Below are 24577 nucleotides of genomic sequence, written 5' to 3'. Positions count from 1 at the left end.
TTACGGAATTAGGTCGACCACTTACCCAAGTTACGCCTTAAATTTGGCTCAATTAGGGGCGCTTTGCATTTCAAATCTTTGTGCAACAAAGCCGTTTTGAATATGAAAAGCTATACTTTCGTTCCAAATAATTTAAATTATTTTTAAAAATAGACCTAACCAACATTTCCTTATTAGAAATAAGATTGTTAAATATTGAAAAATATTCTTGCAGTGCATCCACAACTTCTAAACCATTTTCATCTAGGCTTAATGATTGTATTAAAACCTCAAAATATTCAAACAACTGTTCAGCCTCAATTAACTGCACCCCACTACTTCGACAAAAAGAACATCGGGTGAGGTCTTTAGCATGACATTTACTTAAAATATCTTTTTTAATTTGATTATCATTAAAACAGTTAAAGCAACAATAAGCCATGTCTTATTATTCCTCTCTAGGCCTACTTAAATAATCTACTAATGTTTCTATATGATGTTTGATTGAAATCTTTTTAACCTGACCTAATCCTGGGAAATGCGATGGAGGGCTATTTAAATTTAAAAACTCTTGTATTGCATTAGTTTTAATAAATGGAACCTTCCCTGATGAGATGTCTACCACTAACTTTTCTAAAGCATTTAAGAATTTTGCTCCAGGTTGAGCAGGAGTTCCATCTTCATAAGACAAATAATGCCTTACAAACATTTCATCGAATCTTTTAGAATCAATATATGATATATGAATTGTCACCACATATGCAGGTCCCCCACTCTCAGAAAACTCTTCTCCAGTAATCGTATAATCACTAAAGCCAGATGCTCCTAATTCGTTATAATAAGTATGCAATGATGAAAATGATGATTCCTCAGGGTAGTCTGCATTTTTTGACTGCCTTTTAAAGAAGTCTCCACAAAGAACTACATTTTTAATTCTTCTTATTATATTAGGAGAAATATCATGATTAACAAACGTTAATTCTGCTTTCTGAGAGGCATCTATAACTTGACTATCGACTCCTCTAGTAACGAACAAAGCATATCGCGATAACCCATCAATTTCAGAAGGAATACCTTCAACCCTATCATGTAGTATAAAACAAGGTAGATATTTTAAATTTGAACCATGATTCAGATTATTTGTTATATTAATAAATTGTCCTTTAAAATCACCTTTTAGAGGATTAACAATTACAATTGGTTCTATATTATTATTATTCAATTCAACAATGGTTTTTTTTAGCGCTGATAAATCTTCTCGGACTGGCTCAATAACAGGACAAAAATATTCAGGTAATGACAATATTGCGAGCTCTCGCAATGCTAAAAGTTCATTCAATTTCCCTCTTAGAATCGGATAATACATGTATAGGAACCTCTTTTTTAAAGTATTCTATTAGGTTGTCTGTTTCTTTTTTTCCAAACCGGTAACTAATGGCTGCATTAGCTAATGAATCTGGTAAACTTTTTATTAGTTTATCATTGTTCTTTCTAGATTTCTTTAATATTTCTATAAATTTAATATTTAAAAATTTTTCATCAGCATATTTCTCAACAATATCTAGACACTCCTTATAAAGTAGCGTATTTGGTAAGTTAATTTTATCATTAATAAGTATTTCAGCTAATTTTTTATACTCTTCTTGGCGTAAAGACTGCATAAGTAAACCACGGTTTAATAGCTGAGTCCTTTTAATCGCTTTCCTAATCTGAGTAAATCTATTAAATTCATTTAAAACTAATATGCCTACGCAAGGTGACGTGATATCAACAACAGATTGTAGATGAGCTGTAGAACAGACAACATATACTTCATCAAATAGTTGTAGATATGAATCTAGCTGATCTTCTAGACGAATCAAACTATCGTAATTAGTTTTAATTTCATAACATGTAGATTTACCATTCAAAATAACACAGTCTGCTTTTCTCAAGCCCACTCTAAACTCAGAAAGCATTGTAGCTGTATTAAGAGAATGTCGTCCTAAAAGTATTTTTTTTATAATCAAACTTTTATAAAAGTATTCATTTTGATAATTTTTTGATAAATATGTATAAGCTTGTTGATAGAAATCACTCAAATTCAAGCCATTGATATCATAGTTTTTTTGTTCTTGAAGTTTTTCTAGATACGAAAAATCACCTCTAGCAATACTATTAAGAACATTGCTATTAAAAATTTTAGCTATAGCTTTATTTTGCCATTTCATAGCTTAACCACGACTTCAACCATTCTCTTACCCGCTCTACAGTTAAGAACAATAGTATTATTTTGTTAAAGGTAAGTCACGTGATGATAAATTTTAAAAGTAACCTTAGAGTGTTTATTGAACAATAATACAAAATTCATTCTTTGTATCAATACCGCTCGCCTACATACTTCCCCACAGCAACCGCCCCTTATCATCCAATAGCCCCATCAATCACAAATAAGAACATCTGCACATCTTATTTTGAAGCACTCACATTACTTGTTAAAAGCAGTTTATAAATTTCATTTATGAGCCAGTTTCGGTATTCAACCACGATCTGATAAGCATTACGCTTGAGCTTTTCATGAACAGTGAAATCTTTGTGTGTACGAATCAATGAGCGCACTTCTTCTTTGGGTAAGTCTAACTGAAAGCTGAGACTCATTTCAACCAACCATTCTTTAAAATAAAAGTATTTATAAAACCTTACGTTAAGCCACTTCCGTCTGCCCGACATGATGATAAGCACGATTAAAATAAACCAAGCTTTGATCATGCCCACTTTGTTGAACCGCCACAATACGACAAATAAAAATCGTATGCGTCCCAACTTCCTGAATTTGATCAATCTCACAATCGAAATTTACCAAGGCATCATCCAAAACAGGCGCACCCGTTTCCAACTCTGACCAAGCACCATGTTTAAAACGTTCTTCTGGACTCAATTTAGACGAAAAAGCTTTAGAAATATGTTGATGATCTGCGCTTAACACATTCACGCTCAAGATTTTATTGTCGACAAAATGCACGTGCGAACTCGATGCTCTATTCATGCAGACCAATAAAGTCGGAGGCGTATCTGTGACGCTACATACAGCAGATGCAGTAAAGCCATAACGACCAGACATGCCTGTGGTGGTAATCACACTGACTGCACTGGTGAGTAAAGACATTGCATCTCTAAAATCTGTTGCTTCAACCATCACTTTATTCCTAAATTAAACCCGATCTGTTTTAAATGTGCTCAGGGCTACGATGTGTAGCCCTTAAGCCATCAAAAGATCGGTAAATTAAGCGAGTTCTTTACGAACAATTTCCGCGCCTGCACTTAAAGCATTGAGCTTGCCTCTCGCAACCTCACGAGCTAAAGGTGCCATACCACAGTTGGTCGATGGATAGAGCTTATCGGCATCTACAAACTGAAGTGCTTTTCGTAGGGTATTGGCAACTTCTTCTGGTGTTTCAATACTATTGCTTGCCACATCAATAGCACCAACCATCACTTTTTTACCTCGAATCAGTTCAATGAGATCCATTGGAACACGCGAGTTTTGACATTCTAGTGAGATGATGTCGATCTTGGATTTTTGAAGTTTAGGAAAAGCTTCTTCATACTGTCGCCACTCTGATCCTAAAGTCTTTTTCCAATCGGTATTGGCTTTGATGCCATAGCCATAACAAATATGTACAGCAGTTTCACATTTAAGACCTTCAAGCGCTCTTTCTAAGGTAGCAACACCCCAGTCATTCACTTCATCAAAGAAAACATTAAATGCAGGCTCATCAAATTGAATGATGTCTACACCAGCAGCCTCTAATTCCAGTGCTTCTTGATTGAGAATTTTGGCAAATTCCCAAGCGAGTTTTTCACGACTTTTATAATGTGCATCATAAAGCGTATCAATCATCGTCATCGGGCCAGGTAGCGCCCATTTAATCGGTTGCTTGGTTTGCTGACGTAAAAACTTGGCATCTTCAACAAAAACAGGCTTTTGGCGAGACACAGCACCGACGACTGTTGGTACACTTGCATCATAACGATTACGAATCCGAATCGTCTCCCGTTTTTCAAAGTCAACACCGTCGAGATGTTCAATAAAGGTGGTGACAAAGTGTTGGCGGGTTTGTTCGCCATCACTGACAATATCAATCCCTGCATGTTGTTGTTCTTGCAATGACAAACGTAAAGCATCTTGTTTGCCTTCAATTAGTTGCTCATCTTGTAATTTCCAAGGTGACCAAAGTTTCTCAGGTTCTGCAAGCCAAGAAGGTTTCGGTAAACTGCCAGCAGTTGAAGTCGGTAATAATATTTTCATAATCAATGATCTTCTATATCAGGTTACACAGCAGCGTGGTTTTTATCAGAGTAGCTCTCAGCCCATTGCTCAAGGATATTTTGGTATCGCTTGATGAACTTTTCTTCAGTAAACTTGCCTTGCTTAATCGCCAATTGGCTACGTTCTTCGCGGTCATAAACAATACGAGTGAGTGAATAATCTTGGTGTTTCAAACTTGGTTGATAAGATTTTCCTGCTGCCGAATTCGCATTGTAAATTTCAGGTCGGTAAATCTTTTGAAAGGTTTCCATGGTACTAATGGTACCGATCAGCTCAAGATCAGTGTAATCACTCAACAAATCACCACTGAAATAGAATGCCAAAGGCGCAACACTATTTGGCGGCATAAAATAGCGAACCTGTAAGCCCATTTTTTCGAAATATTCATCCGTTAAAGAATATTCATCTTGCTGGTATTCAACGCCGAGTACAGGATGCTGATTTGTTGTCCGATGATAGATCTTGCTACTTGAAACACTGAGACAAATCACAGGTGATTTATTGAAATTATCTTTAAACGTATTTGAATTTACAAAAGATTTAAAGATTTTTCCGTGAAGCTCACCATAGTTTTCTGGCAGGCTAAATTGAGCTTGATCCTTGTTATGTTCTAACAGTAATACGCTAAAATCATAATCTCGCACGTATGAAGAGAAATTGTTCCCGACAATGCCTTCAATGCATTTATTATTTTTGTGATCAACAATATTGGTTTTCAATATTTCAATCGTAGGAAAGGCTTCACCGTTACCTTCAACATCAATATCAACCGAAATGATTTCAAGTTCAACAGAATAACGATCTGCTTTAGGGTTATCCCAATGCGCCAAGGCATTGAAACGATTGTCAATCATCTTTAAGGTATTGCGCAAGTTCTCTTCACGACTCTCGCCTCTAGCCAAATTCGCAAAGTTGGTTGTGATACGTGTATTGTCTGAAGGACGATAGTTTTCATCGAAACGAATACGCTTAATCGTAAATGCAAACTCTTTACTCATTGTGATCTGACACCCTAATTTCTTTATAGTGTGATTTATACCTGAACCATTACATGAATAAAAATGATTTAATCTAATTCAAAAATGAATTAAATTCATGTTGATGAGTTCTTTCGTATTAACAATGAATTACGCCACGATAAGGCTGCCCCTTGATCGCTTCTTTATTACATTTAGATTTAAAAATAAGATGAATAACGTGATGTACATCGCAGCCTAAAAAACCAAGTATTGCCATAACTTATGATAAAAAACCGATAGCCAACAATGAAAAGGTGATTTGAGTCACGTATTATGAAACACTAAACACACAAAAATACTGTCTAAATTAAAGTAAAATTCACAAAATTGTATCCAACATCAATTAAGGCACTCACCTACCCCAATGTGTCTTTAATACACCCATCCTCATTTAAATCTTTTCTCTCTATATCACTCATATAGGGGATCATTTAATTTTTAAGGTAAATTGAATGAAAAAATTTTGGAAATATTTATTAGCATTACTGCTAGTGCTAATCGTTATCGCAATTGCCTTTCTTTTTAGACCCGTTACGTCTAAGGCAGTGAAAACAAAAAGTGACGAACCAACTGTCGATGTCGTACTCATCGGTGGCGGTATCATGAGTGCTACATTAGGTGCTTATCTCAACGAATTACAACCCGATTGGGATGTTCGCATGTATGAACGTCTTGATGCCGTTGCTCAAGAAAGTTCAAATGGCTTTAACAATGCGGGTACAGGCCACTCAGGCTTTATGGAAATGAACTATACCGAAGAAAAAGACGGTAAGATGGACGTTTCCAAGGCCGTGAATGTGGCTAGCCAGTTTGAAATTGCCAAGCAATTTTGGGCACATCAAGTGAAACAAGGTGTATTAGACACACCAAATACATTTATTAACCCTGTACCACACATTGCTTTTGTATGGGGTGACAATGTGAAATTCATGGAAAAGCGTTATGCAGCCATGGTTCAAGAGCCCTTATTTGCTGGCATGAAAATCACTGAAGACCCAACTGAAATTCAGCAATGGGCACCTTTAGTGATGGATGGTCGTGATCCACAGCAAAAAATAGCGGCAACACGTATGGACGTTGGTTCTGACGTAAACTACGGCGCGATCACCACTCAACTTGTCAATCATCTCGAAAAAAATCCAAACTTCAAACTGAGAACCTCAACTGAAGTGACGGGTATCAGTAAAAACGATGACAATACATGGTCTGTCGCATTTAAAGATTTGAAGTCTGGTGAAGTCAACCATGTCAAAACGCGTTTTGTGTTTATTGGTGCAGGCGGTGCAGCAATTAAATTATTGCAAATGACTGGCTTACCAGAAGCCAAACAATATGCAGGCTTCCCTGTGGGCGGTGAATTCCTTGTTACCGATAACCCCGCAATCACTGAAAAACATACCGCTAAGGTCTATGGTCGCGCTGATCTTGGTGCACCTCCAATGTCAGTACCGCATATTGATACACGTTATATCGACGGTAAGAAATATGTCTTGTTTGGACCATTTGCAACCTATTCAAACAAGTTCCTGAAATACGGTTCACAGCTTGATTTACTGGCATCGACCAACAAGAACAATGTGTTGCCAATGGCAGCGATTGGTATGCAAAATGCTGATCTCGTACAGTATTTGGTCAGCCAAGTCCTCATGTCGGATGAAGATCGCTTCAATGAGCTGAGAAAATACTATCCAGAGGCAGATCCTAAAGACTGGCATTTACGTCAAGGTGGTCAACGTGTACAGATCATCAAGAAAGAGCCAGGCAAACCTGCTAAATTGCAGTTTGGTACAGAAATTTTTGCATCTGAAGATAAATCTGTCACTGCATTACTGGGCGCATCTCCAGGTGCTTCGACTTCACCGTATATCATGTTGAACTTGCTTGAAAAAGCATTCCCTGAACAAACTGCAGGGGCATGGAATGGCAAACTTCATGAGATCGTTCGTTCTTATGGTCAAGACCTTGCAACAGATCCAGCGTTGTTAGATCAAATCCGTCATTACACCAGCTCAACTTTAGGCTTAACCTACTCAACACCTGCGAACTTAGTTCCCGCTAAAAAAGTAGCTCAAGCAGAAGCTGTTGCTCAATAACTAAATCTCAACATCAATCAAAAGGGATGAGTTACGACTCATCCCTTTTTTATTTTTTTCTATTTTGTATCGCCCTTCTATCGCTTCTGCGACTTCATCAGTTTTTACTGCATATAAGCATCTCGGCTTAGCTTATTCCCTTCAATCGCATGGCTGCCTTTATCTGTACTGATTTTAAAAATGCTATTTACACGAATAGGCTTCGCTAGACACTCTTCTTCATTGTTACTAGACAACTGTATTTTTCCGCCTCGGTTCTCATTATGATAAAGGCATGTGATAGCATCAACATTGCGCTCAACACATTCGACATTTTGGCTTCTAACTCACACCCAATAGTAGCTTTAAAATCTAATCCATATGAAAGACTCTTTACCCCCCACTTCTGGCCTCTCTAAAGTTATTATCTTTTCCGTCTTGGTATGGTTGGTTCTGTTATGTCTACAATCCAGCTATATCGTGATTATCGGTGGCAGCACTTATCTGTTTTGGACGTCATTGGGTTTGTTGGTACTGCATATATTGAGTTTCCGACCAAGTACGTTTAAAAACCGAATTGCGTTGGTGTTCACGACATTGCTACTGATTTATTTAGCACTGAACTCACTTTTTTGCACTTATTTGGTCTTAGCATTCTATTGTATTTTTTATTTATATTCAGGACATTATAGATATAAGAAGCTCATCAAGCTGGTGGGGTTATTTTTAATTATAATCATATTTGCACTTTATCAAGCTCAGTCTTTACATGAGTTAAAAGAAAAATACGCACCTCATGAAACAGGGGAAACATGGCAACAATATGGTGCTTTATAAACGCCCAATAAAAAACCTCACAGATAGACTGTGAGGTTTTATTCAGGTTATTAATCTTGTGAGTCAGGATACAAAGGACGATTTCCCGGACCAATACGGTTCATATGTAAGAAAGACATATGACGCTCATATTTATCCAAAATATCATTAATCACCTGCTCTTTGGTATAACCAACCAAATCGTTATCTTGAGAACCTTCATATAAGAAAGTCTCTAAACGGTAGTAAAATTGCTTACCGCGTTTACCACGTTCACTAAAGTTCGGTGCAATATAACGTACAGGCCAGATTTGATACACAAAGTTATGCTCTTCTTCCAAATGGATCGTTAAATCCAAATGATAGAGCGCATCATTGTCTTCCAGCACTGTCTGAGTAACATCAACACTCATCCCTCGTTTAATCAGTTCATCGGCAACCGTTCTCACTGCTGGCTCACATACACTATCGAGCATACGCTGTGTTTCACTGGTACCGGGATGGTGCATCACACGTGCTAAACGCTTCTTCCAATTCAGAATATCGACATTCCCAACCACTGGTGCAGCATTAAGACTACGGCTCGCTATACGATAATCTTCTAAACGTAAGGATTTATATAGCCCGATCATGACCAACAACATGACAAAGCTAAATGGCAAACCCATAATCACAGTGGCACTTTGTAAGGCGGTAATCCCATTTGCCATCAACATGGCAATCGTTAATAAACCAATTGCAATCGCCCAAAAGATACGTAACCAACACGGTGCATCATTATCAATATTAGAAAATTTGGTGGTGAAATTGCCCAGTACCAATGCGCCTGAATCCGCCGAAGTCACATAGAATAATAGACCAGTAATGGTGGCAATACCTGCAATAAAAGCAAACCACGGATACTGCGCCAAGAGATCATAAAAACCATGAGCAGGATTGGTCATGACCGTTTCAGCCAATGCCATATTGCCATCAAAGATGACATTGTAGAGCGCACTATTACCAAAGATAGACAGCCACGTCATGGTAAATAATAATGGGATAATCAACGTACCACAGACAAATTCACGAATCGTACGTCCACGAGAAATACGTGCCAAGAATAGCCCAACAAAAGGTGACCATGCGACCCACCATGCCCAGAAGAATAGCGTCCAACTATTCATCCAGTCTTTGGGTTGTTCAAAAGCAAAACTATCCAATGCTAGACTTGGAAAACGGCTAATATAATCACCAAAATTTTGTACCAATGCATTGAGTAAAAATTCAGTATTTCCAAGAAATAAAACAAACAGCATTAAACCAATCGCCACATAAACATTGGCTTCGGATAAAATTCTAATTCCTTTATTGACACCAGTGGTTACCGAAATAACGGTCATAATCACAGCAACCACAATTAATGTGGTTTGAATCCATAAATTTTCAGGTAAATCAAACAGGACATGTAGTCCATAATTCAGTTGTACCACTGCGATACCACAGGTGGTGGCAATCCCGAAAATCGTTCCAATCACAGCAGCGATATCAACACTATGCCCGATCGGACCATCAATTTTGTTGCCAAAAATGGGATACAATGCCGAACGAATCGTAAGTGGTAAATTATAACGATAGCTAAAATAGCCCAATGCCATACCCACTAAGGCATACATGCCCCAACCAGTTAGACCATAGTGAAATAAAGTCCAAACCATGCCTTGACGGGCAGCTTCAAAACTTTGCCCTTCACCAACAGGTGGGTTCATATAATGAGATAAAGGTTCAGCCACCGAGAAGAACATCAAGTCCGTCCCAATCCCTGCAGCAAAGAGCATCGCCGACCAACTCAATAAGCTAAATTCAGGTTTTGAGTGTTTTGGTCCTAACTTGATATCGCCATAACGAGAACAGGCGATAAAAATTACAAAGACTAAATATAATGTCGCCGCAAGTAAGTAGTACCAACTAAATGTCGCACTGACCCACGCCAAAACGGTATTCAATACATGATTGGCAAAATCATTAAATAAAATCGTTGTTAATGAAAATATTAAAATTATGAGCGCTGAAACATAAAAGACCACACGATTAAGATGATCTTTTGTTTGAATAGGTGAATCATCAACTGCTCTTGGATTATCTGTCACCATACAATCCTCAAGTGAATTAGAGAAAAAAAGAAAATATTCATCCTTGTCTTTTCGTTATTAAATTCAGAACGAAAAGACCTCTTTGAATAAAAAATGAAAAAAGGTCATTAACCCCAATTACATCACTTCTGGTTCTTCGGTACGAAGCTGTGATGACTGAGTTGCCCTCGTTACCGCTTGCGGTGGTTGAGGATGATATTGATCCTGCTTAAGTGCCTTGGCCAAGCCAAACATATAAAGCACAATAATAACGGAGAATGGCAATCCACACAGTACCACTGCACTTTGCATGGCATCAAAGCTGCCAGCCAAAAGTAAACCGATACTCACAATGGTAATCACCACAGACCAAAAGATACGCAACCAAATAGGTGAATCACTCTCATTACTACCCCCTTTCGAGGATAGATTTGCGATCATGAGTGTACCCGAACCCACTGGGGTCAAAAACAAAACGAAACAAATCATAACAACAATCCCCGCAACATAAGGATTGAATGGCAAATATTCGAGAAACTTAAACAATGACAATGCTGGGTCAGCTAAGACCATATCCCCTAGGACTTTGTGTTTTTGATCTAGAATCAAATGAATTGCCGTATTCCCAAAAATAGAAATCCATGCCAAGGTAAAGCCCAGTGGTATAAGACATACACCTAATACGACCTCACGAATGGTGCGTCCTTTGGAAATACGCGCAATGAACATACCCACAAAAGGCGCCCAAGCAATCCACCATGCCCAATAGAACACAGTCCACGAACCCAACCATGTATTTGCCTGTTGATCATACAAATACACATCAAAACTTTTGGCGATAAATTGACTGAGATAATCCCCAACATTTTGTACCAAACCATTGAGCAAATGATTGGTCGGTCCAGTTAGGAACACAAACAATAGCAAAACATACAGTAAGCGCAAATTGATACGAGACAGCCAAGCCAGTCCTTTTTCAATCCCAATCACGGTGGTAATCGTTGCCACGAACATCATCAACAACACAACCGCAATCAATGTTGTATGGTTATTTGGAATGTCTGGTACAAGGTAAACAATCCCAGAAACGAGAACTAATGCACCAATTCCCAAGTTGGTGACCAATGCAATAACGGTGGCTAAAATACCAAAACCATCGACAAAATCTCCCATCAAGCCATAAATTCGCGAACCAAAAATTGGATAAAGTGCAGAACGTAAAGCCAGCGGTAAGTCTAATCGAAAAGCAAAATAACCCAGTGTCACGCCGATCAAGGCATAGAGTACCCAGCCATGAATGCCCCAATGTAAAAAGCTATACATCATGGCATCTCGCGCTGCCTGAACCGTACCGCCCTCACCTTCTGGTGGTCTTAAAAAATGGTCTACAGGTTCAGCAACACCGTAATACAATAATGCAATGCCAATCCCAGCAGAAAACAACATCGAGACCCAAGCCAGATAGCCGAACTCAGGTTTATCCTGATCTTTTCCTAATGGAATGTGCCCTACCCGAGAAAAAGCCAGCCAAGCAACAAAACCTAGACAAGCGACGATCACCAACATGTAATACCAACCAAATAAATGGTTCACTTGTTCTTGCACATAGGTTAGCCAAAATTGACTTTGTTCTGGAAACAACACAAACAATAGGCCAAAAACACCAATACTGATTGCAGAGCTCCAAAAAACGAATAAATTTAATCGGATACGTTCTGAAAAAAATCCATCACTACTGTTTGGCACTATGTTATTGCTCCTTGCAATCGGTGTATTCTTATTGCTTTCAATCTTGACCAATCAATCAAAAATTCGTTGATTTTTACAGATTATACTTTTTATTGATTGAACGTTCAATCAATAAAAAGTATGATAAAAAAATGTTATGATGTCCGACATTGAAAAATGTTAAATAAATAAGCACCTGAATCGGGCTTTTAATGGATCAGCATGACGAAACGTAGAGTAAAACCAGAGCATGTGCGACGTGAAGAAATTATCAATGCCGCATTCAATGTGATTTATGAAGTGGGGTTATCCAATACCACCATTGCACAAATTGCAAAAAAGGCGGAAGTATCCACGGGTATTGTGAGTCACTACTTTGGTGACAAACAAGGCTTAATCAACACCTGCATGCAAGAAATGCTCAACGTTTTACGTCAGAAAACAGATCAATATAAGGTTGAGGCAGATTCGCAGCCAGAAAGCCAGATTAAGGCCATTATTGATTCAAACTTTGATATCAGTCAGGTCAATAAACAGGCGATGCGTGTTTGGTTGGATTTTTGGTCAGCCAGTATGCACTTACCTGAACTTGGTCGTTTGCAACGCATTAATGATCAGCGTCTGTACTCAAACTTGAAGCACTATTTTCTCAAGTTACTTGATAAAGAACAGGCCAGCATTGCTGCTCGCGGATTAGCAGCATTGATTGACGGATTATGGTTACGTGGCAGTTTAAGCAGTCACGATGAGTTTGACAGCCAACTCGCCCGTTCCATTGCTTATGATTATGTAAAAACGCAATTACAATTTGCGAAAAAACCTTTGCAGGAGAAACAGAATGAGTGATACACACGTTCATCAATTATATATCCACGGACGCTATGTCGAAGCAACCAGTGGTCAAACATTTGATAGTATTAACCCTGCCAATGGTGAAGTGATCGCAACACTTCAACAAGCCTCACAACAAGATATTGAAGCCGCAGTTCATAGTGCGCAACAAGGACAAAAAATCTGGGCAGCCATGACCGCGATGGAACGTTCTCGTATTTTACGTCGTGCTGTCGACATCTTACGTGAACGCAATGATGAGCTTGCCCAACTTGAGACCCTAGATACGGGTAAAGCCTATAGCGAAACATCGACTGTCGATATTGTCACAGGTGCTGATGTTCTGGAATATTACGCAGGTCTTGCGACTGCGATTCAAGGTGAGCAAGTCCCACTTCGTGAATCGAGCTTTTTCTATACCCGCCGTGAACCACTCGGTGTCGTTGCTGGCATCGGTGCTTGGAATTACCCAATTCAAATTGCTTTATGGAAATCAGCCCCTGCGCTTGCTGCGGGAAATGCCATGATTTTCAAGCCAAGTGAAACCACCCCACTGACCGCATTTAAACTTGCAGAAATCTATACTGAAGCAGGTCTACCTAACGGCGTATTTAACGTTGTTCAAGGTGCAGGTCGTGAGATTGGTCAATGGTTAACTGAACATCCAGTGATCGAAAAAATTTCATTCACAGGCGGTGTCGAAACAGGCAAAAAGGTCATGGCCAGTGCTGCCAGTTCGACATTGAAAGAAGTCACCATGGAACTGGGTGGTAAATCACCACTGATTATTTGTGCTGACGCAAATATCGATCGCGCCGCAGATATTGCGGTGATGGCGAACTTCTTTAGTTCTGGCCAAGTCTGTACCAATGGTACCCGCGTCTTTGTTCCAAAAGCACTGCTCGCTGATTTTGAAGTGGCGATTGTGGAGCGCGTTAAACGAATTCGTCTTGGTCACCCAATGAGTCCTGAAACCAATTTTGGGCCACTCACTAGCTTCCCACACATGGACAAAGTTCTTTCCTATATCAATGCAGGCAAGCAACAAGGCGCTAAATTATTGATTGGAGGAGAACGTGTGACAGAGGGTGACTTGGCGCAAGGTGCCTATGTTCAACCAACTGTTTTCAGCGACTGTACAGATGATATGCGTATTGTCCAAGATGAAATCTTTGGTCCTGTGATGAGTATTCTCAGCTATGACACAGAAGAAGAAGTCATCCGTCGCGCCAACAATACCAGCTTTGGTTTAGCTGCGGGTGTGGTGACTCAGGATATTAGTCGAGCACATCGTATTATCCATCAAATCGAAGCAGGTATTTGCTGGATCAATACATGGGGTGAATCTCCTGCTGAAATGCCAGTCGGTGGTTATAAACAATCTGGTGTGGGTCGTGAAAATGGCATCACGACACTTGCCCACTACACACGCATGAAATCCATTCAAGTTGAACTTGGTGATTACCAAAGTATTTTCTAAAAAGCATTGCGCTTTATCTTCACTTGATCAACTGAATCAGCAGGTATTCAGTTGATCATGCAACAAATAAAGGCTCATTATGAATAAGCAAGAATACGATTACATTATCATTGGCGCAGGATCTGCCGGAAATGTTCTCGCAGCACGTATCACAGAAGACAAAGATGTGTCTGTTTTATTATTAGAAGCAGGCGGTCCAGATTATCGTTTAGATTTCCGCACTCAGATGCCAGCAGCTTTGGCTTACCCATTACAAGGTCGTCGCTATAACTGGGCATATTTGACTGATCCTGAACCACACATGAACAATCGCCGTATGGAATGTGGACGTGGTAAAGGCTTAGGTGGTTCATCCCTCATTAACGGGATGTGCTACATCCGTGGTAATGCCATGGATTTAGATCAATGGTCTACGCTGAAAGGCTTGGAAGATTGGTCTTATGCGGATTGTTTACCTTATTACCAAAAAGCAGAAACACGTGATATTGGCGGCAATGACTACCACGGTGCCAATGGTCCCGTATCCGTTGCGACACCTAAGAATGGCAACAATGTATTGTTCCATGCGATGGTTGATGCAGGCGTTCAAGCAGGTTACCCACGTACAGATGACTTAAATGGTTATCAACAAGAAGGTTTCGGCCCAATGGACCGTACCGTAACCCCTCAAGGTCGTCGCTCAAGCACGGCACGTGGTTATTTAGATATGGCGAAAGATCGTCCGAATTTAACCATTGTGACGCATGCCACCACTAATAAAATCTTGTTTAATCAGAAACAAGCAACGGGTGTAGAATATATTATCGGCACTGATCAAGCCAACATGAAACAAGCACAGGCAAAACGTGAAGTCTTGCTCTGTGCAGGCGCAATTGCTTCACCACAAATCTTACAACGCTCAGGTGTGGGTGAAAGCACATTCCTCAAATCAATGGACATCGATGTTGTACATGATTTGCCGGGTGTGGGCGAAAACCTGCAAGACCATCTGGAAATGTATTTACAGTATAAATGCAAACAACCTGTGTCACTTTACCCTGCTCTGAAATGGTATAACCAACCTGCAATTGGAGCAGAATGGCTGTTTCTCGGCAAAGGTATTGGCGCAAGCAATCAGTTTGAAGCTGGTGGCTTTATCCGCAGTTCAGATGAGTTTGAGTGGCCAAATATTCAATACCATTTCTTGCCTGTTGCCATTAACTACAACGGCAGTAATGCCGTGAAAGAGCATGGTTTCCAAGCCCATGTTGGTTCAATGCGTTCGCCATCACGAGGTCGAATTAAACTGAAATCTAAAGACCCATTTGAGCATCCAAGTATTTTGTTCAACTATATGTCAGCAGAGCAAGATTGGCGTGAATTCAGAGACGGCATCCGTATTACCCGCGAAATTATGCATCAGCCTGCACTTGATCCTTATCGTGGCGAAGAGATCAGCCCCGGAAAGCAAGTGCAAACAGATGAGGAACTAGACGACTTTATCCGCAATCATGCTGAAACCGCTTACCACCCATCATGTAGTTGCAAGATGGGCGAAGACGAGATGGCCGTGGTTGATGGACAAGGCCGTGTTCATGGCGTACAAAGCTTACGTGTGGTTGATGCCTCGATTATGCCATTGATCATTACAGGGAATTTAAATGCCACCACCATTATGATGGCGGAGAAAATTGCAGATCAAATTCGCGGTCAAAAGCTACCTCGCTCGCAAGCAGACTATTACAAAGCTGGAACAGCCCCAGTACGCCAAACCCCTTTACGTCCATTTGCATAACCTAGTCCAGTTATATTCAGCACCTTATATCACTAAGGTGCTGCCAACCATTAGGAAAATCCAAATGAAAAGAATTTTACTCACGCTACCTTTGGGCATTTTTTTACACACTACCCATGCAGCCGAATCAACACCTGAAATAGAATCACCATTTAGTGCCAATCTCACAGTTGCAAGCCAATATGTATCACGAGGCTTTCAACAAACATGGGGCAAACCCACCATACAAGGTGGTGTCGACTATAACCATCCAAGTGGTTTTTATGCAGGTACGTGGGCATCGACGGTAAGTGATCATTTTATCCGTGATGCCTCTGTTGAATGGGATGTTTACACTGGTTATTCGCGTAGCTTTGGTGATTTAACCTTAGGGACTCAAGTCGCTTATTACTATTATCCCGGCGCAAAAACCACGGCTGACACAGGCAATACCCGCTTTGACTATGGAGAAATCATTCCAGAAATCAGCTATGGCCCGCTCAGCGTGAAATACGCGATCACCTATACCCAAGATTATTTCGGTAATAACTCGGATACTTTAGGCATCGGCAATAATCAACACTCGCGTGGTTCAGGTTATTTAGATGTAAGCTGGCACCAACCACTGGGACAAGGTTGGTCTGCTGATGCACATTATGGCAATCAACGTATTAAAAACTTTTCAGCAGCAAGCTTTCAAGATGCCAGTTTTTCAGTCAATAAAGAATTGCCGTATGATCTTGCAGCCAGCCTGATGTATAGCAAAGCATGGGACAAAGCGGATTATTACAAAGCATATAGTAATGGCAATCCGAATGCTCGAGTTTCAAATCCAATTGATTCGACTGTGACATTTTCGCTCAGCAAAAGTTTTTAAGTGCTGAATCTGCCTAAGCTTAATATCGGCTGAAACAGAGATTGCTTAGGCTATTTTAGTCATTTAAAACAAAAAAACTGCTATTTTCAGGAATAGCAGCTTTTTATTTTATCTCATTAAGCTTTGATCAGTTGAATCTCTGATCCTGCTCGTTTCGGATCAATCAAAATTTTGGCGTGTTGCTCTGGATCACGTAAGGCATCAAAGGCATTACTCACCCCATCCAAGCCAACCACACCCGTAATGAGTGGAGAACAATCCACTTTCCCTTCAGCAATCATATGCAAGGTGTCACGGAACTCAAGTGGTGTATAACCCAGTACATACTGGATTTCCAATTCTTTATTGATTGCCAATGCTGGTTCTATCTTATCGCTTTGCATACAGACACCAACACCCACAATACGCGAGAACAGTGGTGCACCTTCCAAGATCTGCTGCATAATCCCTGCAACACCCACGCACTCAAAAATCACGGGGCGTTTCGGCAATATCCCGAGTTTATCACCGACACGCATGGCATTAACCCACGGTAATGAGTAAGTCTGAACCTTGTCAAAAATCCCCATGCCCATATTCACTGCTTCAGAGACATTGCCCAATAAGCCAAGCTCTTTCCAATTACCAAATGGAGACTGTTGTTTAGGATCAATCAAGACATCCGCACCACATTGCTCAGCCAAATGACGACGGTTCGGTGAAAAATCACTGGCAATCACGGTTTTGACACCAGCTGCTTTGAGCATAATAATCACGCCCAAACCAACAGGACCACAACCAATCACGATCGCTGGCTCGTTTTTCTTGATTCGACTACGACGTACCGCATGTAAGGCAACCGCCATTGGCTCAGTCAGCGCAGCACGATCCGCATCTAAACCATTGGGAACTTCAAACATTAAACTTGATTGCACCAAGACCTGCTCAGCATAACCACCTGAAGCACTTGGTGAAAGACCTGTTGGAACATAGCCTTGCGGATCAACATTTAACAATGGCATGGCACAAACCAATGTATCGGCTTTTAATTTACGTCGTGTTTTTGGACCATAATCCAGTACTTTTCCGCAGAATTCATGACCAAAAACTAATTTATCCGAGGATTTTGCAACCCCATTAAAACCTACTCGCGCTGCCAAATCATGCATGTGATCGCAGTGATGTTGCATATGTAAATCCGAGCCACAAATTCCACAACGTACAACTTCAAGTAATACTTGCCCTTTAGCGGGAACTAATTGAAGACTGTCTTCTAGCTTCAACTCGGCGTTATGACAAACTAGCGATTTCATAGGATGCTTTCCTTATTGTTTTATTGCATTTGTTAGCTTTTCAGTTTTTTCGATTAAAACAGTCTGACTAACACATTTCATTTTAATTTTGACAAACTGTATTGTCAGAATCCATGACCCAAATATCAATATCGTTATCAAATGGGGTCAGCAAATTTCTAATTTTCCTATTGCTTACTTTACCAATTGATTCACTTAAAGCTAGTTTTGATTTCTTAAAAATATTTCTTATTTAAGTTCAGATAGATGAGTAAATTTCTCTGAACCAAGACTCCCCTTTATAAAAATGTATATTTTTAAGGCTTGCATTTAATAGTGTCATTATGCCAATATATATTTACTGGCTTTAAGCCACCATAAAAGAGAAGCTAAAAATGACGATTCAACTTATGACAGCTCAAGCGAATGTTCCCATCGAGTTTTTGCAGTTTTCAGGTGGTGAGCGTCATATTCAACTGCAACCTGAGTTATTAAACCAATTACAAGCTGACACTCAGATCACCGCTTCACTGCATAACAGTGCGGATGTGATGGATTACCTTTTACTAGAAAATGTGTTGCTGGAACAAGGCACTCGCCTTTCAGTGGAAATCCCTTATTTTCCATATGCACGTCAAGATCGTATCTGTGCACAAGGTCAGGCCTTCTCACTTGATTTAATGACCAAGTTATTGAATAGCAATAGCGAAAGATTTGTAGGACAGCGTCAGAAAATTGTGGTGTGGGATTGTCATAGTCCAATGACTGTAGAGCTGTTACGCAAAAATACCCGTTTTCAAGCGGTGATCAATATCGAACCGATTGAAATTATCCAGCAAAGCCCTGCATTGATGCAGATTTTAACTGCTAACAATACTGTGTTGATCTGCCCTGATGCAGGTGCAACACAACGCACTCTGGCCATTGCCAACAACATCAATCCGCAACGCCAACAGGCGATTGACGTCATTCACTGTGAAAAACAACGTGATCCAAGCACTGGCAAAATTAGAACAACAGCGGTAGATAGCCCAGATCTGACTGGAAAAACAGCAGTGATCACCGATGATATTTGTGATGGTGGTGCAACCTTCATTGGGATTGCCAAACAGCTACGCAGCTTAAATTGCCAAAACATTATTTTGTATGTCACTCATGGCATTTTTAGCAAAGGGCTAGCTGTATTTGATGGATTAGTCGATCAGGTCTTTACCAGTAATAGTCTGCCACAAGCAGAACCAACCAAACTCAATATTATCAATTTTCAAAACTAAGATTCAGAGAACGAGGAGTATAAAATGAGTATTAAAATTAACCCACTCAATGCAATCGATTTCTACAAAGCAGATCACCGTCGTCAGTATCCAGTGGGAACTGAATACGTCTATGCCAATTTTACCCCTCGCTCATCACGCCTAGCCAAAATGCTGCCTGATTTTGATGACAAGATTGTGTTCTTCGGCCTACAAGGTTTTATCAAACACTTTTTGATTGAAACTTGGAATGAAGGCTTTTTTAAGCAACCCAAAGCCAAAGTAGTCGCAGCCTATAAACGTCGCATGGACAACTCTTTAGGTGAAGGTGCAGTGCCTGTCGAACACATCGAAGCCCTGCACGATCTCGGCTATTTACCCTTAAAAATTAAAGCCTTGTCAGAAGGTAGCCGAGTCAATATCAAAGTACCAGTATTAACTATTATCAATACTGACCCAAATTTCTTTTGGTTAACCAACTATATCGAGACTGTGCTCAGTGCCGAACTTTGGAAAAGCTGTACCACAGCCAGCATTGCTTATGAATACAAACGCTTGTTGACACAATACGCTGAAAAAACGGGTGCACCTTTAGATTTTGTTCCGGTTCAAGGCCATGATTTTAGTAGCCGTGGTATGAGTGGCATCTATGATGCAGCCCAATCAGGTGTCGGACACCTCACCAGTTTCATTGGAACAGATTCGGTGGCTTCAATTGATTATGCGGAAGAATATTACAATGCCACAGGTATCGTTGGGGTTTCAGTGCCTGCAACTGAGCACAGTGTCATGTGTATGGGTAGCGAAGAAAGTGAAATCGACACTTTTAAACGTCTCATCTGTGAACTTTATCCTATGGGGGTGGTCAGTATCGTCTCTGATACTTGGGATTTTTGGCGTGTGGTCACTGAGTTTAGTGTGGAATTAAAAGCTGAGATTTTGAAGCGTCAACCGAATGCCCTCGGACTCGCCAAAGTGGTGTTTCGTCCCGACTCAGGTGATCCTGTGAAAATTATCTGCGGTGATCCCGAGGCAGAGATTGATAGCCCTGCTTATAAAGGTGCGGTGCAATGTTTATGGGAAATTTTCGGCGGAACAGAAACTGCACAAGGCTATAAAGTACTGAACGAGCGTGTCGGTTTGATCTATGGTGATTCGATTACACTGGAACGTGCCCAAAATATTTTAAACGGTTTGGAGGCCAAAGGCTTTGCTTCAAACAATCTGGTCTTCGGAATCGGCAGTTATACCTATAACTATTTGACTCGCGATACCTTTGGTTTTGCAGTGAAAGCTACTTGGGGACAAGTCAACGGTGTAGATCGTGAACTGTTTAAAGACCCAGTAACTGATTCAGGTGTTAAAAAATCGGCTAAGGGTTTATTAAGGGTTGAACAAACAGCGAATGGCTTTGAGTTATTTGATCAACAAAGTTTTGAGCAGGAGAATATGGGTGCACTTCAAACAGTATTTGAAAATGGTCAATTGTTAAAAGAATGCTCACTTGATCAAATCCGGGAGAGATTGGCTTAAATCTCAAGGCCTAAATTCTTTTATTAGAATTTAGGCCTTTCTCTCTGTACACAGAAATCTTTCTCTCTATACTCAATCTATTGATGCATGTCCGAGATTTCTAAACTGTGACCTATATTTCTGAACAAGAATACCTTACCCATTATCAAAAAACAGACTATGACACACCGCTGTTTACTGTTGATATGGCTATATTTTCAGTTACAAAAGGTCAATTACAGGTCTTAATGGTTCAACGCTCAAACTTTCCAGAAAAAGGGAAATGGGCTTTACCTGGTGGCTTTGTCAATTTAAAAACCGATCCAGATTTAATGGTCACTGCGCACCGTAAACTATTTGAAAAAACAGGGATTAACTCGCCATATCTTGAACAAGTCGAGACCATTGGCAATCAGTATCGTGATCCACGGGGTTGGTCAATTACTGCTTTATACTTTGCACTAATTGATTTTGACAAATTTGAAATTCAAGAAAGTACAACTACAGAAACAAGTCAATGGGTTCCCATAAATCAGGCATTAAAATTTGATTTAGCTTTTGATCATAAAAAATTACTACGGCTAGCATTTGACCGTCTGTGCAACAAAACTCGCTATACCGCTCTTCCCGTTAGCCTAATGCCTGAGCTATTTACCTTGACAGAATTACAAACTATTTATGAAATTATTTTAGGTCATACATTAGAAAAAAAATCGTTTAGACGTCGTATGCAAGAAGCAGGTGCAGTTGAGGAAACTGGACAACAAAAAATTGTGGGCAAACGCCCTGCTCAATTGTTTCGCTATGCATTCGAAGATTATAATTTCACCTTCCCTCGCATGCTCGAAACACCACGCAACGCAGCTAAAAATGAAAAGAGCTAAGGCAAAAACCTTAGCTCCAAAATCTTACTTCCAAGTTTGGCGAATCATATCTACTGCTTTTTCTGCAATCATAATCGTAGGTGCATTGGTATTACCATTCACCACGGTTGGCATAATTGAAGCATCAATCACACGAAGACCATCAACCCCATAAACCTTCAGCTCAGGATCAACCACTGCCATCTCATCCACACCCATCTTACAACTACCGACTGGATGATAAACCGTATCTACACGCTGACATAAAATCTCACGAATTTCATCATCCGACTTTACATTCGCAGTAAACATATCTTCTTTGATCTTTTCATTTAACGCAGGTGCTTGCATTAATTTTTGCGTGACTTTAAAGCCATCCACCATGTCTTGAAGATCTTGCTCATCCTCAAGGAATTTAAAATCAATCAATAAAGGGTCATCCACATTTTTACCACTGAGTTTGACTGAACCACGTGCACGTGGATTCAATAAACACACGTGACATGAGATCCCATGCCCAGCATGCATCGTCCGTGCATGGTTATCCACAATGGCAATCACAAAATGTAATTGTAAATTGGGCTTGTCCAGTTCAGGGCGAGTTTTTAAGAAACCACCACATTCAGCATAATTGGTGGTGATCAAACCACGGCGTTCTTTACGATAACGTCCAATTTGTTTGACCAAATCCAGACTACCACCAACCGAAAGACCAAAGGTTCCATCCATTTGCTTGGTTTTATAAGCAAAAATAAAGTCAGGGTGATCGTGTAAGTTCTCACCCACCCCAGCTAAATCTTTAATTACAGGAATACCGTGCTTTTCAAGTTCTTGGCGTGGGCCTATGCCCGACAACATCAACACTTGCGGGGATTGAAATGCCCCTGCTGACAACAAAACCTCTTTGTTTGCCTTCACAATTGTTGTTTGTTTTTTTTGTTTATATTCCACACCAACAGCACGACCATTTTCAATAATGATACGAGTAACTGTCGCATGCGTAATCACATGTAGATTTGGACGTTTGCCTAAATGTGGCAATAAATAACCACGTGCAGCACTCCAACGCTCACCATTTTTTTGTGTGACTTGATAAACACCTAAACCTTCCTGTTCAGCGCCATTAAAATCATCATTGAGTGGATAACCAACTTGTTTCGCAGCCTCTATAAATGTTTTTTGATAGGGGTTATCTGAATTCAACTCACTTACATTAAGAGGTCCATGCTGCCCATGATAATCATTTTTAATTCTTTCGTTATGTTCTGACTTTTTAAAATATGGAAGCACCTCATCATAGGACCAACCTATATTTCCTAAAGCCGACCAATGATCATAATCATCACGATGACCACGGATATACACCATTGCATTGATTGCAGAACTTCCCCCCAAACATTTACCACGGGGTTGATAACCTTTACGTTGATTCAGACCCTTTTGTGGAATAGTTTCTATCGCCCAGTTATTCAATTTTGTAGGAATACTGATGACCGCAGCAGCAGGCGTATTTACGAGCCAACTATTTCCATCACCACCAGCTTCTAATAAACATACAGAAATATTTGGATTTTCAGATAGTCGCCCAGCCAGTACACAACCTGCTGAACCACCACCAATAATTACAAAATCAAAAGCTGTTTGTGTCATTTCTATCCCTTTTTTTCTTTTTAAAAAGTGCATGCATTATGCTAAATATGGTATTTAAATACTGTTGTAGCTGTCGAACAGACCAGCCGCATAAAATGCAAAATAGCTGGATATCGCTCAAACTACAATAGCCAAATCCAGCAAGCGGTTTGCAACAAATAATCAGTTCGATCAAAACATGAAATTATTCATTCGTCCTGTCATTTTTTTGATTTTAAATATTCGACTTAAAACAAGATTTTTGATCAATCTCTTCAGCATTTCTCAGCAATATCTGCAACCTTGTTAAGGAGTCGAATGTTTATATTCACTATAGATCATAATCAACCCACCAATAAAAATAAGACCTAAACCTATCAATTTAAGACCATCTATTTTTTTAATCTGCATTCCAAGCACACCGCTACTATCAATGATTGTTGCAAAGATCATTTGACCTAAAAACACCCACAATAAGGTATTGGTTGCTCCTATATGTGGAGCTGCAAGAAATATACACAGGATATAAAATGATCCTAACAATCCTGATAACCACATCCACCATGAGGTTTGTTGATACAACGGTGGTTTAATACTACCATCCACACAGAGTGCAAGAATCAATGACGCAACCGTACCACCAACATATAAGAAAAATGTTGATTGTATTTGTGTAGCACCGCTTGCATGACGAAAAGCATTAATCATAGCCAATTGCAGCGGCACAATAAGCCCACCCAAAAGACAAATAAAGACATAGTTTATATTATTCACGTGCCCTCTCTCTTTTAGAATTTTAAAGCCGATTTATAGAAATGAAATATAATTAGATATCAATTTTTCAATGAGTATTTCATATTTTGACCAATCGAACATTAGATCATTTTTAGGTTCGTTATAAGAGTAGATATTAAAGGTAAAAGGCGCGTTTTTAATTGTGACAAACAAACTTATATTTAAATTTTGAAAGTTTAAATGAATCAATAAAAATAGAAGCGATTTAATCGATAAGCAAGTGAATAAATTAAAAAATCTAGGCACAAAAAAACCGCTTATTTAGCGGCTTTTATCTCA

The 24577-nt window shown here is 39.8% G+C and carries 21 protein-coding genes and 1 pseudogene; 9 read left to right on the top strand and 13 right to left on the bottom strand.

Features of this window, described 5'->3' with window-relative positions; translation table 11 throughout:
- Positions 1–70: 70 nt before the first annotated feature.
- From MMP72_RS15060 to MMP72_RS15030, 7 genes and pseudogenes are all read right to left on the bottom strand, one after another.
- Complete coding sequence (locus MMP72_RS15060; RefSeq protein WP_241406087.1) at positions 71–421, bottom strand: hypothetical protein; 351 nt, start codon at positions 419–421, stop codon at positions 71–73.
- Between the two features lie 6 nt (positions 422–427).
- Positions 428–1345: a sce7725 family protein gene (locus MMP72_RS15055; RefSeq protein ID WP_241406086.1), complete on the bottom strand. Its 918-nt coding sequence runs from the start codon at positions 1343–1345 to the stop codon at positions 428–430.
- Positions 1311–2189 carry a sce7726 family protein gene (locus MMP72_RS15050; RefSeq protein ID WP_241406085.1) on the bottom strand — a complete coding sequence of 293 codons (879 nt, stop codon included), beginning with the start codon at positions 2187–2189 and terminating at the stop codon, positions 1311–1313. The genes MMP72_RS15055 and MMP72_RS15050 overlap by 35 nt, the downstream gene beginning before the upstream one ends.
- A gap of 241 nt (positions 2190–2430) precedes the next feature.
- Positions 2431–2655 (bottom strand): annotated as a pseudogene (locus MMP72_RS15045) (TetR family transcriptional regulator); the annotation flags it as partial.
- Positions 2656–2662: 7 nt separating this feature from the next.
- Positions 2663–3154: a flavin reductase gene (locus MMP72_RS15040; protein ID WP_241406084.1), complete on the bottom strand. Its 492-nt coding sequence runs from the start codon at positions 3152–3154 to the stop codon at positions 2663–2665.
- An 87-nt stretch (positions 3155–3241) separates the two neighbouring features.
- Positions 3242–4267 carry a methionine synthase gene (locus MMP72_RS15035; protein ID WP_241406083.1) on the bottom strand — a complete coding sequence of 342 codons (1026 nt, stop codon included), beginning with the start codon at positions 4265–4267 and terminating at the stop codon, positions 3242–3244.
- 23 nt (positions 4268–4290) lie between these two features.
- Positions 4291–5286 carry a DUF1852 domain-containing protein gene (locus MMP72_RS15030; RefSeq protein WP_241406082.1) on the bottom strand — a complete coding sequence of 332 codons (996 nt, stop codon included), beginning with the start codon at positions 5284–5286 and terminating at the stop codon, positions 4291–4293.
- Positions 5287–5759: 473 nt separating this feature from the next.
- Here MMP72_RS15030 and mqo point away from each other — a divergent pair, with 473 nt between their 5' ends.
- Positions 5760–7400 (top strand): malate dehydrogenase (quinone), encoded by a 1641-nt coding sequence (gene mqo, locus MMP72_RS15025; RefSeq protein ID WP_241406081.1) that lies wholly within the window; start codon positions 5760–5762, stop codon positions 7398–7400.
- Positions 7401–7504: 104 nt separating this feature from the next.
- Here the strand turns inward: mqo and MMP72_RS15900 are convergent, their stop codons facing one another.
- Entirely contained in the window at positions 7505–7636 is a 132-nt protein-coding gene (locus MMP72_RS15900; protein ID WP_277606408.1) for a hypothetical protein, read from the bottom strand.
- Between the two features lie 124 nt (positions 7637–7760).
- Here MMP72_RS15900 and MMP72_RS15020 point away from each other — a divergent pair, with 124 nt between their 5' ends.
- Positions 7761–8216, top strand: a complete 456-nt coding sequence (locus MMP72_RS15020) for a hypothetical protein (RefSeq protein WP_241406080.1) — start codon at positions 7761–7763, stop codon at positions 8214–8216.
- 50 nt (positions 8217–8266) lie between these two features.
- Here MMP72_RS15020 and MMP72_RS15015 read toward each other — a convergent pair whose 3' ends face one another.
- Both MMP72_RS15015 and MMP72_RS15010 read right to left on the bottom strand, forming a co-directional pair.
- Positions 8267–10327 (bottom strand): choline transporter, encoded by a 2061-nt coding sequence (locus MMP72_RS15015; protein WP_241406079.1) that lies wholly within the window; start codon positions 10325–10327, stop codon positions 8267–8269.
- Positions 10328–10444: 117 nt separating this feature from the next.
- Entirely contained in the window at positions 10445–12052 is a 1608-nt protein-coding gene (locus tag MMP72_RS15010) for a BCCT family transporter (protein WP_241406078.1), read from the bottom strand.
- 204 nt (positions 12053–12256) lie between these two features.
- On the opposite strand from MMP72_RS15010, the gene betI reads away from it, so the two are divergent.
- The 4 genes from betI (at position 12257) to MMP72_RS14990 (ending at position 16975) form a co-directional block, all read left to right on the top strand.
- Positions 12257–12880, top strand: a complete 624-nt coding sequence (gene betI / locus MMP72_RS15005) for a transcriptional regulator BetI (protein WP_241406077.1) — start codon at positions 12257–12259, stop codon at positions 12878–12880.
- Positions 12873–14345 (top strand): betaine-aldehyde dehydrogenase, encoded by a 1473-nt coding sequence (gene betB / locus MMP72_RS15000; RefSeq protein WP_241406076.1) that lies wholly within the window; start codon positions 12873–12875, stop codon positions 14343–14345. Before betI ends, betB begins: the two co-directional genes overlap by 8 nt.
- Positions 14346–14424: 79 nt before the next feature.
- Positions 14425–16119, top strand: coding sequence for a choline dehydrogenase (gene betA / locus MMP72_RS14995; RefSeq protein ID WP_241406075.1), 1695 nt, complete (start codon positions 14425–14427; stop codon positions 16117–16119).
- A 64-nt stretch (positions 16120–16183) separates the two neighbouring features.
- Entirely contained in the window at positions 16184–16975 is a 792-nt protein-coding gene (locus MMP72_RS14990) for a TorF family putative porin (RefSeq protein ID WP_241406074.1), read from the top strand.
- A gap of 116 nt (positions 16976–17091) precedes the next feature.
- Here MMP72_RS14990 and MMP72_RS14985 read toward each other — a convergent pair whose 3' ends face one another.
- Positions 17092–18267, bottom strand: a complete 1176-nt coding sequence (locus MMP72_RS14985; RefSeq protein WP_241406073.1) for a zinc-binding dehydrogenase — start codon at positions 18265–18267, stop codon at positions 17092–17094.
- 374 nt (positions 18268–18641) lie between these two features.
- On the opposite strand from MMP72_RS14985, the gene MMP72_RS14980 reads away from it, so the two are divergent.
- The 3 genes from MMP72_RS14980 to MMP72_RS14970 all read left to right on the top strand — a co-directional run bounded on the left by MMP72_RS14980 (position 18642) and on the right by MMP72_RS14970 (position 21895).
- On the top strand, positions 18642–19520 hold the full coding sequence (locus tag MMP72_RS14980) for a phosphoribosyltransferase family protein (RefSeq protein WP_241406072.1): 879 nt from the start codon (positions 18642–18644) through the stop codon (positions 19518–19520).
- A 24-nt stretch (positions 19521–19544) separates the two neighbouring features.
- Positions 19545–21032: a nicotinate phosphoribosyltransferase gene (locus MMP72_RS14975; protein WP_241406071.1), complete on the top strand. Its 1488-nt coding sequence runs from the start codon at positions 19545–19547 to the stop codon at positions 21030–21032.
- A 107-nt stretch (positions 21033–21139) separates the two neighbouring features.
- The gene (locus tag MMP72_RS14970; protein ID WP_241406070.1) at positions 21140–21895 is read left to right on the top strand and encodes an NUDIX domain-containing protein; all 756 of its coding nucleotides are present in this window, start codon (positions 21140–21142) and stop codon (positions 21893–21895) included.
- 24 nt (positions 21896–21919) lie between these two features.
- On the opposite strand, the gene MMP72_RS14965 is transcribed toward MMP72_RS14970, so the two are convergent.
- Positions 21920–23524, bottom strand: a complete 1605-nt coding sequence (locus tag MMP72_RS14965; RefSeq protein ID WP_241406069.1) for a choline dehydrogenase — start codon at positions 23522–23524, stop codon at positions 21920–21922.
- A gap of 285 nt (positions 23525–23809) precedes the next feature.
- Positions 23810–24277: a DMT family transporter gene (locus tag MMP72_RS14960; RefSeq protein WP_241406068.1), complete on the bottom strand. Its 468-nt coding sequence runs from the start codon at positions 24275–24277 to the stop codon at positions 23810–23812.
- Between the last annotated feature and the right edge of the window lie 300 nt (positions 24278–24577).

Source organism: Acinetobacter sp. NIPH 2699, from assembly GCF_022549355.1.
Lineage (GTDB): Bacteria > Pseudomonadota > Gammaproteobacteria > Pseudomonadales > Moraxellaceae > Acinetobacter.
This window is presented reverse-complemented; position numbering and strand designations above follow the sequence as displayed.

Coding starts and splice junctions, on each gene's coding strand:
- MMP72_RS15060 (WP_241406087.1), bottom strand. CDS start 421: ATGGCTTATTGTTGCTTTAACTGTTTTAATGATAATCAAATTAAAAAA.
- MMP72_RS15055 (WP_241406086.1), bottom strand. CDS start 1,345: ATGTATTATCCGATTCTAAGAGGGAAATTGAATGAACTTTTAGCATTG.
- MMP72_RS15050 (WP_241406085.1), bottom strand. CDS start 2,189: ATGAAATGGCAAAATAAAGCTATAGCTAAAATTTTTAATAGCAATGTT.
- MMP72_RS15040 (WP_241406084.1), bottom strand. CDS start 3,154: ATGGTTGAAGCAACAGATTTTAGAGATGCAATGTCTTTACTCACCAGT.
- MMP72_RS15035 (WP_241406083.1), bottom strand. CDS start 4,267: ATGAAAATATTATTACCGACTTCAACTGCTGGCAGTTTACCGAAACCT.
- MMP72_RS15030 (WP_241406082.1), bottom strand. CDS start 5,286: ATGAGTAAAGAGTTTGCATTTACGATTAAGCGTATTCGTTTCGATGAA.
- mqo (WP_241406081.1), top strand. CDS start 5,760: ATGAAAAAATTTTGGAAATATTTATTAGCATTACTGCTAGTGCTAATC.
- MMP72_RS15020 (WP_241406080.1), top strand. CDS start 7,761: ATGAAAGACTCTTTACCCCCCACTTCTGGCCTCTCTAAAGTTATTATC.
- MMP72_RS15015 (WP_241406079.1), bottom strand. CDS start 10,327: ATGGTGACAGATAATCCAAGAGCAGTTGATGATTCACCTATTCAAACA.
- betI (WP_241406077.1), top strand. CDS start 12,257: ATGACGAAACGTAGAGTAAAACCAGAGCATGTGCGACGTGAAGAAATT.
- betB (WP_241406076.1), top strand. CDS start 12,873: ATGAGTGATACACACGTTCATCAATTATATATCCACGGACGCTATGTC.
- betA (WP_241406075.1), top strand. CDS start 14,425: ATGAATAAGCAAGAATACGATTACATTATCATTGGCGCAGGATCTGCC.
- MMP72_RS14990 (WP_241406074.1), top strand. CDS start 16,184: ATGAAAAGAATTTTACTCACGCTACCTTTGGGCATTTTTTTACACACT.
- MMP72_RS14985 (WP_241406073.1), bottom strand. CDS start 18,267: ATGAAATCGCTAGTTTGTCATAACGCCGAGTTGAAGCTAGAAGACAGT.
- MMP72_RS14980 (WP_241406072.1), top strand. CDS start 18,642: ATGACGATTCAACTTATGACAGCTCAAGCGAATGTTCCCATCGAGTTT.
- MMP72_RS14975 (WP_241406071.1), top strand. CDS start 19,545: ATGAGTATTAAAATTAACCCACTCAATGCAATCGATTTCTACAAAGCA.
- MMP72_RS14965 (WP_241406069.1), bottom strand. CDS start 23,524: ATGACACAAACAGCTTTTGATTTTGTAATTATTGGTGGTGGTTCAGCA.